This is a genomic window from Bacillus sp. N12A5, assembly GCF_026790125.1.
Classification (GTDB): domain Bacteria; phylum Bacillota; class Bacilli; order Bacillales; family Bacillaceae; genus Bacillus.
The window spans coordinates 91586-103915 of the sequence record NZ_JALAMR010000006.1 but is presented as its reverse complement, the minus strand read 5'-3'; the positions used below and the strand labels follow the sequence as shown (position 1 = coordinate 103915).

General features: G+C 44.2%; 10 protein-coding genes. 6 read left to right on the top strand and 4 right to left on the bottom strand.

What is annotated here, in order from left to right; all coding sequences use genetic code 11:
* Positions 1-2: 2 nt before the first annotated feature.
* The 4 genes from gntP to ahpF all read left to right on the top strand — a co-directional run bounded on the left by gntP (position 3) and on the right by ahpF (position 5330).
* Positions 3-1349, top strand: a complete 1347-nt coding sequence (gene gntP / locus MOC09_RS07935; protein WP_268370128.1) for a gluconate permease GntP — start codon at positions 3-5, stop codon at positions 1347-1349.
* 22 nt (positions 1350-1371) lie between these two features.
* Complete coding sequence (gene gnd / locus MOC09_RS07930; protein WP_268361938.1) at positions 1372-2778, top strand: decarboxylating NADP(+)-dependent phosphogluconate dehydrogenase; 1407 nt, start codon at positions 1372-1374, stop codon at positions 2776-2778.
* 445 nt (positions 2779-3223) lie between these two features.
* On the top strand, positions 3224-3787 hold the full coding sequence (gene ahpC, locus MOC09_RS07925; protein ID WP_003243686.1) for an alkyl hydroperoxide reductase subunit C: 564 nt from the start codon (positions 3224-3226) through the stop codon (positions 3785-3787).
* A gap of 13 nt (positions 3788-3800) precedes the next feature.
* Positions 3801-5330 (top strand): alkyl hydroperoxide reductase subunit F, encoded by a 1530-nt coding sequence (gene ahpF, locus MOC09_RS07920; RefSeq protein ID WP_268370126.1) that lies wholly within the window; start codon positions 3801-3803, stop codon positions 5328-5330.
* A 111-nt stretch (positions 5331-5441) separates the two neighbouring features.
* Here ahpF and MOC09_RS07915 read toward each other — a convergent pair whose 3' ends face one another.
* The 3 genes from MOC09_RS07915 to MOC09_RS07905 form a co-directional block, all read right to left on the bottom strand.
* On the bottom strand, positions 5442-6794 hold the full coding sequence (locus tag MOC09_RS07915; RefSeq protein WP_268370124.1) for a polysaccharide pyruvyl transferase family protein: 1353 nt from the start codon (positions 6792-6794) through the stop codon (positions 5442-5444).
* Between the two features lie 291 nt (positions 6795-7085).
* On the bottom strand, positions 7086-8525 hold the full coding sequence (gene bglA, locus MOC09_RS07910) for a 6-phospho-beta-glucosidase BglA (RefSeq protein WP_268370123.1): 1440 nt from the start codon (positions 8523-8525) through the stop codon (positions 7086-7088).
* Between the two features lie 13 nt (positions 8526-8538).
* Positions 8539-10407 (bottom strand): beta-glucoside-specific PTS transporter subunit IIABC, encoded by a 1869-nt coding sequence (locus MOC09_RS07905; protein WP_268370121.1) that lies wholly within the window; start codon positions 10405-10407, stop codon positions 8539-8541.
* Between the two features lie 156 nt (positions 10408-10563).
* Here MOC09_RS07905 and MOC09_RS07900 point away from each other — a divergent pair, with 156 nt between their 5' ends.
* Both MOC09_RS07900 and MOC09_RS07895 read left to right on the top strand, forming a co-directional pair.
* The gene (locus tag MOC09_RS07900) at positions 10564-11274 is read left to right on the top strand and encodes a GntR family transcriptional regulator (RefSeq protein WP_268370119.1); all 711 of its coding nucleotides are present in this window, start codon (positions 10564-10566) and stop codon (positions 11272-11274) included.
* A gap of 28 nt (positions 11275-11302) precedes the next feature.
* Positions 11303-11464: a hypothetical protein gene (locus MOC09_RS07895; protein WP_101169711.1), complete on the top strand. Its 162-nt coding sequence runs from the start codon at positions 11303-11305 to the stop codon at positions 11462-11464.
* 127 nt (positions 11465-11591) lie between these two features.
* On the opposite strand, the gene MOC09_RS07890 is transcribed toward MOC09_RS07895, so the two are convergent.
* Positions 11592-12314 carry a peptide ABC transporter permease gene (locus MOC09_RS07890; protein ID WP_268370115.1) on the bottom strand — a complete coding sequence of 241 codons (723 nt, stop codon included), beginning with the start codon at positions 12312-12314 and terminating at the stop codon, positions 11592-11594.
* Positions 12315-12330 lie beyond the last annotated feature (16 nt).

The window sequence follows — 12330 nt, the reverse complement described above, 5'->3', positions numbered from 1 at the left end:
CCATGCCGTTAATCATCGTTGCACTTGGGATCTTAGCATTACTATTTTTGATTATGGGCTTAAAATTAAACACATTTATTTCCCTGCTGGTCGTATCGTTCGGCGTGGCATTGGCACTCGGGATGCCGTTCGATAAGGTTGTCAGCTCCATTGAAGAAGGAATAGGGGGAACTCTTGGCCACATCGCACTCATCTTCGGACTCGGTGCGATGCTGGGCAGGCTGATCGCCGATTCAGGAGGCGCACAGCGCATTGCGATGACGCTCGTCAACAAATTCGGCGAGAAAAACATTCAATGGGCCGTTGTCATTGCCTCATTCATTATCGGGATTGCGTTATTTTTTGAAGTAGGATTGGTTCTATTAATTCCAATTGTCTTTGCGATTTCAAGAGAATTGAAGATTTCTATTTTATATCTCGGAATTCCGATGGTCGCAGCGCTGTCTGTCACGCACGGTTTCCTGCCGCCTCACCCGGGGCCTACGGCAATTGCCGGTGAGTACGGCGCCAACATTGGAGAAGTGCTGCTGTACGGCTTTATTGTTGCAGTTCCGACAGTGCTCATCGCAGGGCCTTTATTTACAAAGTTCGCGAAAAAAATCGTTCCCGCATCCTTTGCGAAAAACGGCAATATTGCATCACTCGGCACGCAAAAAACGTTCAAGCTTGAGGAAACACCCGGCTTTGGAATCAGCGTCTTTACGGCAATGCTTCCGATTATCATCATGTCGGTCGCAACCATTATCGACCTGCTTCAAGAAACAATCGGGTTTGCAGATAACGGAGTTTTAGCTTTTATCAGATTGATTGGAAACGCATCGACTGCTATGATTATTTCGTTATTGGTCGCAGTCTATACAATGGGCATCAAACGCAACATTCCAATCAAAACCGTGATGGACTCTTGTTCAACAGCCATTTCACAAATCGGCATGATGCTTCTGATCATCGGGGGTGGCGGCGCCTTCAAACAAGTGCTGATCAATGGCGGTGTCGGTGATTACGTGGCAGACTTATTCAAAGGAACGGCATTATCGCCAATCATCCTGGCATGGCTCATCGCGGCGATCCTGCGCATTTCTCTAGGATCAGCAACTGTTGCCGCACTAAGCACAACAGGTCTGGTCATTCCGTTATTGGGCCATTCTGATGTGAACTTGGCGTTAGTCGTGCTCGCAACAGGCGCCGGAAGTGTCATCGCTTCACACGTCAATGACGCCGGCTTCTGGATGTTCAAGGAATACTTCGGATTAAGCATGAAAGAAACATTTGCCACATGGACCTTGCTGGAAACCATTATTTCCGTTGCTGGACTGGGATTCATTTTATTGTTAAGTTTAGTTGTATGAAATTAAGAAGGAGCTGTAACACATGTTCAATACGATTGGTGTCATAGGCTTAGGCGTAATGGGAAGCAACATCGCCTTAAACATGGCAAACAAAGGTGAAAACGTCGCTGTCTATAATTACACCAGAGATTTAACGGACCAGCTTGTCCAAAAGCTGGATGGACAATCTCTCAGCCCGTACTACGAGCTTCAGGATTTTGTTCAATCGTTAGAGAAACCAAGAAAAATCTTTCTGATGGTCACAGCGGGAAAACCCGTAGATTCCGTCATCCAATCATTAATGCCTTTGCTTGAAGAAGGCGACGTCATCATGGACGGAGGTAACTCCCACTATGAAGACACAGAAAGAAGATATGACGAGCTGAAGGAAAAAGGCATCGGCTATCTGGGAGTCGGCATTTCTGGCGGCGAAGTCGGCGCATTAACAGGGCCTTCCATCATGCCGGGCGGAGATCGCGACGTCTATGAGAAAGCTGCTCCTATCCTGACGAAAATCGCAGCTCAAGTTGGGGATGACCCTTGCTGTGTCTATATCGGGCCAAAAGGGGCAGGGCACTTTACCAAAATGGTGCACAACGGCATTGAGTATGCCGACATGCAGCTGATTGCAGAAGCCTATACGTTTCTGAGAGAAACGCTGCGTCTGCCGCTTGATGAAATTGCATCTATTTTTGAAACATGGAATCAAGGTGAGCTGAAAAGCTATTTAATAGAGATTACAGCTGAGATTTTACGTAAAAAAGACGAAAAAACAGGACAGCCTCTGATCGATGTCATCCTTGATAAAACCGGACAAAAAGGCACCGGAAAATGGACGAGCATGCAGGCGATTGATAACGGCATCCCGTCCACGATCATCACAGAGTCCTTGTTCGCCCGCTACTTGTCATCCTTAAAAGAAGAACGGATGGCAGCTCAAGACGTGTTAGCAGGCCCAGAAGCCGAAGAAAAACACTTTGATAAAGACACCTGGATTGAATACGTCAGACAGGCTCTTTACATGGGGAAAGTATGCGCCTATGCACAAGGCTTTGCCCAATATAAAATGTCATCTGAGCTTTACGGATGGAACCTGCCGCTCAAAGACATCGCGTTGATTTTCCGAGGCGGCTGCATCATCCGCGCTGATTTCCTAAATGTGATCAGCGAAGCATTCAGCGAGCAGCCAAATCTGGCAAACCTGCTGATCGCGCCTTATTTCACAGATAAGCTCCAAGCCTATCAAACAGGCCTGCGAAAAGTGGTTTGCGAGGGCATCAGCACAGGAATCTCATTCCCATGCTTGACCACAGCGCTCTCTTATTACGACGGCTACCGCACAGGCCGTTCCAATGCGAACCTTTTGCAGGCGCAGCGCGATTACTTTGGCGCCCATACGTACGAGCGGACAGATATGGACGGCGTTTTCCATACGAATTGGTCTGAATAATAACCATAAAAAAACACGGTCAGTTTTAACTGAACCGTGTTTTTTTCATCTATTCTAAAACATAAGGAATGTTTTAAATCTCATAAACAGTGATACAATAATAGCTAGAAACAAATCCAAAGAATCTGTCTTAAGTTAACTTCACCCGCCTCTGCCTATGGTGTCATAAAATGTTCAAATGCTTCAACAAGACTGACACTCTGATTCACAAAAGGCTCGAAAAACCTTGTCTAATTGAGAATCAACCCATTTTCATTTTCTCATTTGCTAGAAAAGAAATGCCTAAATCTTTCCTGTCACACCCTAAACAAAACGAAAAAAAGAATGATATTCATGGGGTTATGGCTTGACAAAAAATATATATTAATTAATAATTCATATATAATTAGAATTATTATTGAAAGCACATATGCTTTCTAATACATTTTTAGGAGGAATATACATTATGTCTTTAATCGGTAAAGAAGTACTTCCATTCGAAGCAAAAGCATTCAAAAACGGTGAATTCATCGATGTAACAAACGAAGATTTGAAAGGCCAATGGAGCGTATTCTGCTTCTACCCAGCAGATTTCTCTTTCGTATGCCCAACTGAGCTTGAAGATCTTCAAGAACAATACGCTGCACTTAAAGAATTAGGCGTTGAAGTATACTCTGTTTCTACAGATACTCACTTCGTACACAAAGGCTGGCATGACAGCTCTGAAAAAATCAGCAAAATCACTTACGCAATGATCGGTGACCCATCTCAAACAATTTCTCGCAACTTCGATGTTCTTGACGAAGAAACTGGTCTTGCTGACCGCGGAACATTCATCATCGATCCAGACGGCGTCATCCAAACTGTTGAAATCAATGCAGGCGGTATCGGCCGTGACGCAAGCAACCTTGTAAACAAAGTAAAAGCAGCTCAATACGTTCGTCAAAACCCAGGTGAAGTTTGCCCAGCGAAATGGGAAGAAGGCGGCGAAACTCTTACACCTAGCCTTGATCTAGTAGGTAAAATCTAAGGAGTGCATTCAATTGGTACTTGATGCAAATATCAAAGCACAATTAAATCAATATATGCAGCTAATTGAGAATGACATTGTTCTCAAAGTTAGCGCAGGCGAAGATGACATTTCAAAGGACATGCTGGCTCTCGTTGATGAGCTGGCTTCCATGTCATCTAAAATTTCAGTTGAAAAAGCTGAATTAAACAGAACGCCAAGCTTCAGTGTCAATCGTGTCGGAGAAGACACTGGCGTTACATTCGCTGGTATCCCTCTGGGCCACGAATTCACATCATTAGTGTTGGCGCTGCTCCAAGTGAGCGGCAGACCGCCTAAGGTGGACCAAAAAGTCATTGATCAGGTGAAGAAGATCAGCGGTGAATATCACTTTGAATCTTATATCAGCCTGACATGCCACAACTGTCCTGACGTTGTACAAGCCTTAAACATGATGAGCGTGCTGAACCCGAACATTACGCACACGATGATCGACGGTGCAGCATACAAATCAGAAGTTGAAAGCAAAAACATCATGGCAGTGCCGACCGTTTACCTGAATGGCGAGTCCTTCGGAAGCGGCCGTATGACGCTTGAAGAAATTCTTGCGAAAATGGGCAGCGGCGCAGATGCATCTGAGTTCGCTGACAAAGAGCCGTTTGATGTTCTTGTTGTCGGAGGCGGACCTGCCGGTGCAAGTGCAGCGATCTACACTGCACGTAAAGGCATCCGCACTGGTGTTGTTGCTGAGCGCTTCGGCGGACAGGTTCTTGACACTATGAGCATCGAAAACTTCATCAGCGTCAAAGCGACTGAAGGGCCGAAGCTTGCGGCAAGTCTTGAAGAGCACGTGAAGGAATATGATATTGATGTCATGAACCTTCAGCGTGCGAAACGCCTTGAGAAGAAAGATCTGTTCGAACTTGAACTCGAAAACGGCGCTGTCCTGAAAAGTAAAACAGTGATCCTTTCAACAGGTGCCCGCTGGCGCAATGTCAACGTACCTGGTGAACAAGAGTTCAAAAACAAAGGTGTCGCATACTGCCCGCACTGTGATGGGCCATTGTTTGAAGGCAAAGACGTAGCAGTGATCGGCGGCGGAAACTCTGGTATCGAAGCAGCGATTGACCTTGCAGGTATTGTCAATCATGTTACTGTGCTAGAGTTCGCACCGGAACTGAAAGCAGACGAAGTCCTGCAAAAACGTCTCTACAGCCTGCCTAACGTTACTGTTGTAAAAAACGCACAAACAAAAGAAATCACAGGCGATCAGAGCGTTAACGGCATCACATACGTAGACCGCGAAACAGGCGAAGAAAAACACGTTGAACTTCAAGGTGTATTCGTCCAAATCGGTCTCGTGCCAAACACTGAATGGTTAGAAGGAACGGTTGAACGCAACCGCATGAGCGAAATCATCGTCGACAAACACGGCGCAACAAGCGTGCCAGGCTTATTCGCTGCCGGCGACTGCACAGACAGTGCATACAATCAAATCATTATTTCGATGGGATCAGGTGCAACGGCCGCTCTCGGCGCGTTTGATTACCTTATCCGAAACTAGTATAAGAAAGCCGCAATATTGCCAGATTGGCAGCATTGCGGCTTTCTTTTTTATTCCAAAAATATTGCATGTTTTATACAATTGTAATATAGTTGTAATGTTAGTGAAGGGTCACTTCACACTCAGCATATTTGCTGTTTTTAAAGCGATACGCACTGATTTTCTATTTAACGTGCCCTGATACTTTTTGACCTTGTTTTTCAGATCTTTAATGGTTTTTTCCTTTTTGGCATTTTCTAATGCCATAAGCGCTTCCCAGCGTTTCGCTGTTTCTGTGGAACTGCAGCCGCTAACTGTAGTCACAGGCGGAAGAAGCTTCGTATTAGATAGCTTCTCGTCAAAAGGAACGGTATCAGGAATCGCTTTCTCTTTATAAATATGATCCAATTCATTTTGATTCAGGAAGCTGATGAAATGGTCAAAGTTTTGCGCTTGCCGTTTCTCAGGCTGATGAAAATCAAGTGTTTCAATTAATTCTGACAGTTTTGTCTGATCGGTTATCTCATTTGCCATGACATGCGTTAACTGATGGTACTCTGCTAATTCACGCATTCTGGCATCTTTCGGAAGCAACAGGCTCGGTGTACCGGCAATCGTCGCCGCGATATTTCCATGCAGCCTTGCGCCAAAGCTCAAATCAGCTTGTCTCAGGAAATCCAGCCATGTCGGCACATTTAAAAAGAACCGGACTCTATCATTCTGATAAGCTGGGTCTTCCATGCTGACCGGATAATTATCGGCAGGCTTTGCTATTGCAGGCGCACCCGCATACGTCAGAATCATTTCTTTTCGCCATTGCGGGATAAAGTAATGGTTCGGGAACTCTTTCATGCTTCTCGTGATGAAGTCCAGCACATGCTTAGGAGACAGTCTTGATGAGTTAACCGTCACCATTGATTCTGGTGTGATATTGGTTTCTCTTATCTTCAATTCTCTGCCAAACGCATACATAGAAGGACAGCCAATCACCGTATGGTCAATGCCTTCACGGAATCCTAATCTTGTAAGGTATTTCGCTGTAATTTCACCGCGGACACCGATCATATTTGATCTCTCCAGCACGGCACTCACAAACGCCTTTACATCCTCATCAAAAGGAAAACCTTCATTTAATTTGGGTTCAAACGGAGCCCGCAAACCAACACCAATCACAACAACCGGAATGGTTAGTTTCTTAATTAATTGGGTATATTTCCGTAAAGAAGGCACGAAATCCTCGCGGAAAGCATCTGCCAGCGGAATAATATACATATCATATGTTTTATTAATTTTTTCAGCGTCTGCCGGATGAATCCGATAATAATCAGGAGTAATCGTCGTTTCTTCAGTCATCAGCGTACGAAACACACTGTAGGCATATACTAAGTTTCCTACGTTGCCGCCAATGGAGTTGCGAACAATCATTTCAGCTGCAGGAAATGTATCAAATGGTGATATGCCAGCTCTTATTAAAATGTTTTTCAATGTGATGTTGCCCCTTCCTCGCCAAATTTTTGTCAGGAGATTTGCTTAGGGAAACTCTATCATGTCTTGAAATTTTCTGCCAAACACCAGCTTTCATCCCTTTTTACTCACAAACTCTCTCCCTTTCTTCCGTTCTAATATTAAATTATACAAAAAAGAATCTTACAGGTGAAATCATAACCTAGCAATCAACGCTGGTAATCTATTCCCATTACTGGATATAGGGTCGGATCACACCCAAAAAACCCGAACCAGGCACTCCGGTAAAAGTGCTCGATTCGGGCCAGCTGCTTATAGTTCCTCGCCATTCGTTTGAATGACGTTTTTGTACCATTCAAATGAATCTTTCTTATATCGCTTCATGGATCCGTTTCCTTCATTGTCACGATCAACATAGATCATGCCATAGCGTTTCTTCATTTCGCCTGTAGTGAAGGAGACGATATCAATAATGCCCCACGGCGTGTAGCCGATTAAATCCACACCGTCGTACGTGACCGCTTTTTCCAACGCTTCAATATGTGATCTCAAATATTGAATGCGCTCCGGATCATGAATCTTGCCGTCCTCCTCCAGCGTATCCACCGCGCCAAAGCCGTTTTCCACGATGAATAATGGGATTTGGTACCGGTCATAAAAACGGTTTAACGTATATCTCAGCCCGGTTGGATCAATCGCCCATCCCCAGTCACTGGAGGTGATATACGGATTTTCGACACCATTCGGCAATCCGCCGTTGACGATATCGCCCGTATTATCATGTTCCACATCACTTTTCACGGTTGTTGACATGTAATAGCTGAAGCCTAAGTAATCGACGGTACCCTTTCTTAAAATCTCATCATCGCCGTCTTCGAATGTAATGTTGTAGCCTTCTCGTTCAAATTCCTTCAACGCGTAGCTTGGATAGTACCCGCGAACCTGCACATCCGGGAAGAAATAACGCTGTCTCATCTCTTCTTCAGCCAGCATCACATCTTCAGGGTTGGAGGAGAAAGGATAAATCGGCACGTGTGACACCATGGCCCCAATCTGGAAGTCTGGATTGATGTCTTTTCCTTTCGCCACTGCTAAAGCGCTCGCCACCAATTCATGGTGTGCCGTTTGGTACATCACTTCCTTGGCGTTTTCGTTTTCGCCAACCGTAACACCTGAATTCGTCCATAGGAACAGCGGATTGTTCACATCCATTTGGTTGTTGATCTCGTTAAATGTCATCCAGTACTTCACTTTATCTTTGTAACGGGTAAAGCAAGCCTCTGCAAAGTTGATGAAGAAGTCCACAACTTTCCGGTTTCTGAAGCCGCCATATTCTCTAGCCAAATGCAGCGGCATTTCAAAGTGAGAAAGCGTAATGACCGGTTCGATCCCATGCTTCAGCAACTCATCAAACACATCATCATAGAACTGCAAACCCGCTTCGTTCGGTTCAGTCTCATCGCCTTTCGGAAAAATCCGGCTCCAGCCGATGGACGTCCGCAGGCATTTTAATCCCATTTCCGCAAACAAAGCGATATCTTCCTTGTATCGGTGATAGAAATCAATGGCTTCATGGTTCGGATAAAATTCGTTTTCTTCAATCGTATCCGTGATTTTTCTCGGCACACCGTGCGCACCCGCTGTCATTACATCGACGACACTTGGCCCTTTACCGCCTTCATTCCATCCGCCTTCAAATTGGTGGGCAGCTAAAGCGCCGCCCCATAAAAAATCCTTCGGCATGTTTCCCATGTGTTATTCCTCCTCAGCTTACAACTGTAAATAATTTTTGATCCAGCGTACTTTCTTCAAGTTCCTCGATGAGAATTTCCTGATATGCATGTGAATTCGTGATGATGACGGGGGTAATCGTTGTTAACCCTTTCTCTTCAATGAAAGCTTTATCAAACTCAGCAAGCACCTCGCCTTTTTTGACGGTATCGCCCTCTTTGACCTTCAAGGCAAAAGGAGTGCCGGCTAATGTCACCGTATCCAGCCCAATGTGCACAAGCAATTCGACGCCAGACGCTGAACGCAGGCCAATCGCATGCTTTGTAGGCGCGACCATGACAACGGTTCCGTCAAACGGAGCATAGAGCTTATTATCGGAAGGCTCAATCGCCAATCCTTGTCCCATTGCGCCTGAGCTGAATACTTCGTCAGGCACGTTAGAAAGCGGTATCACCTTGCCGTTAAACGGAGCATATACGGTTTCTTCATTCGCCTGTGCCGTCTGAGGCTGTTCCTTTTCCGGCTGTGCAGCTTTATCTTCTCCGTAGCCAAAGATCTGAATCAGCACAACTGGAAGAATGACCGCAATCGCAGCACCGATTAAAATGCCCCAAATGGATGCCGGGAATCGCTCATTGATGCCATTCACGATCGTAAGCGGTCCCGGAAGACCGGCATACGCAAAGTAATACGGATGAAAGAAGCTTGCCACGACTGCGCCAACCGCGCCAGAAATACAGCCAAAGATAAATGGCTTCTTAAATCGTAAGGTCACACCGTAGATTGCCGGCTCTGTGATGCCGAACAGTCCTGTGATACCAGCCGAAACGCTGACTTTTCTCGTTTCCTTGTTTCGCGCTTTCAGGATGATGCCAAGCACAGCCCCCACCTGCGCAATGACCGCAATCGTTTGATACGCCTGGAATGAATCCCGACCATATAAATCAAAGTTTGCCAATACCATCGGCGTGATGCCCCAATGTACACCGAAGATGACGATGACCTGCCAGAATGCCCCGATGATTGCTCCTGCCAAAGCCGGCACGTTTTCCGCCAAGAAGTTGTAACCGTTTGCAATTCCGTTTGCGCCTAATGTTGTCACAGGGCCTATGAGGACAATCGTTAACGGCACCATGAAGACCATGCATAGAAACGGAACAAATAACGGTCTGACTACTTCGTTCATTCTCTTATTCAAGAATCGTTCAAGATAAGACAGCATCCACACTAAAAATAATGGCGGCAGCACGGAAGACGTGTATGTCGTTTGCGATAAAGCAATCCCTAAGAAAGTAATGCTTTTCCCATCTGCGATCTGAGCTGCCATCTCCGCCCACGTCGGGCTGACCAATGCAGCACAGCACGCCACGGCGATATACGTGTTGGTTTTAAAATGCTTTGATGCCGTAATCGCGATGAAAATAGGCAAAAACGTAAACGGTGCCCAAGAGATGAAACTGAAAACCTCATAAGTCCCTGTTTTCTCAAAGCTATCAAACAATAAGTTAATGATAATTAATGCCCCTTGCAAAATACCAGCAGCGGCCAGAATGTAGATAAACGGCGCAAACACCGCTGACATCGTCGCGATGATCCGGTTCAGCATCGTCCCTTTATTCTCACTCTGTTCCCCAGACTGGTCAATATGGACCAGCTTAGAAAACTCCTCGTACACTTCCCCTACGTGCTGTCCAATGACAACCTGGAATTGACCGCTGTTCTCTACAACTGTAATGACCCCGGGCATCGACTTCACGATATCCTTCGCTTTAGGGTTAGACCGCTTCAGCACCAACCGAAGCCTGGTAGCACAGCGAGAAGCTCCAATTACATTCTCTTCCCCGCCAACGGCCTCCAAAATGTCTTTCGCTAGTCTGCTATCATCTCTCACTTTCCCCGACATTTTCACCCACCCCTTTGTTTTGGTTGCGCTTTCATTATAATTGTACCGGTATAATTTATCAATACCCAAATAAAATATTTTGACATGAACTATCATTGTAAGCGGTTTATGCTATAATTTTGGCAGTGAAACTAAACGAATAAATGAGGAATGCGTATGTTAAAGTACCAGCAAATCGCAGAAGAAATCGAAAAGTATATAGAAGAAAATGAGCTTCAGCAGGGTGACAAACTGCCAGTGCTAGAAACCCTCATGGCCCAGTTTGAAGTCAGCAAAAGCACCATCACAAAGTCCCTGGATCTTCTAGAGCAAAAAGGCGCGATCTTTCAGCTCAGAGGAAGCGGCATTTTCGTCAGAAAGCATAAACGAAAAGGCTACCTCAGCCTCCTGTCGAATCAAGGCTTTAAAAAAGACCTTGAGGATTTCAATGTCACCTCAAAGGTCATCGAACTGGACGTGAAAAAGCCCACACCGGAAGCGGCAGAAAATCTGAACATCGAAATGGACGAGGACATCTACTATGTCAAAAGGGTCCGCTACATCAACGGCCAGACCCTTTGCTACGAAGAATCCTACTACAATAAATCCATCGTGACGTATTTAAACAACGAAATCGTCTCCCACTCCATCTTCCATTACATCCGGGAAGGATTGGGACTGAAGATTGGTTTTTCTGATTTGTTTCTGCACGTGGGACAGCTTAATGAGGAGGAAGCGGTATATTTGGGATTAGAGGCTGGACTGCCGAAGCTGTATATAGAAAGTATTTTTCACCTGACAAATGGGCAGCCGTTTGATTACTCGAAGATTTCCTATAATTATCAGCAGTCGCAGTTTGTGGTACAGGCTAATAGTTTTTTATTATAGGGATGCTTCACTATGGAAGGTGGTCGACATGTACAAAATCATCATTCCTGCAATACTAGCCATCTTTGCGCTCTGGATACTCTTACAAATTTCACTAGAGATGAGTATCGTTAAAAATCCAATGAACTACTTTATCGTATTTATTATCTTTTTCCTTTTTATAAAGATGGTGAAAGAAAAACAACAATAGTTTGGGCGATGCAAACAGAAAAACATCCTTCCCTTAACAAACTCAGCCAGTCACATGCATTAATCTTGATGTTAATGATATATAGGTGCACATAAAAAGCTACTTCATTGTGAAGTAGCTTCCTTTATTAAATGCCCATTTTGATCCATCTAGTTTTAGAAAAGCGAAGGATAATCGTATTTATGATAATAATTGAAACTAAATACAAAATAATAAATAAAACATCATTACTCCCAAGTGTCATGTTATCAGATTGCAGCACTCTTTCTATTCGGGGATACATAGTGTTACCTGCCTCAAAAGGAGCAATGAAACCAAACGTTTTATTGCTTATAGCTACTAAGATAACAGAAGTCAACCAATAAACGATACTGACACCTATACTAATTAATATATTAGGACATAACATGCTTATAGTTCCGATAATTAGAATATACTGCAGTATAACTGCAGAAAATAAAAAAAGTAATAATGCAAAATGCGAAAAATCATGGTACATCAACGATATGATTAGCAGGCCTAGCGTTATAAATGCAAAACATTCTAAAAATAAAACAGCTATCTTTTTATAAAAGAAAGTATAGATATTCTCTCCAATTAACTTGTAAAAGAGAATATTTTTGTTTGAATACTCTCTATTAATAAAGAAAGCTATAACAAATGAAAATAACATCAAACCAAACTGGGTCGCAACAGTATAGGAGCTAAAGAAAAACATTTCAGGTGTAACATGGCTGACTTTATCAATTCCAACAAGTAAAAAATAACCCAGCAAAAATAAAAATACAAACATTGCTCCTAAAATAATGATAACTTTGTTGCTAATACTCTTTTTAAACTCTAATTTCATCTCAAGCCCCCACTGT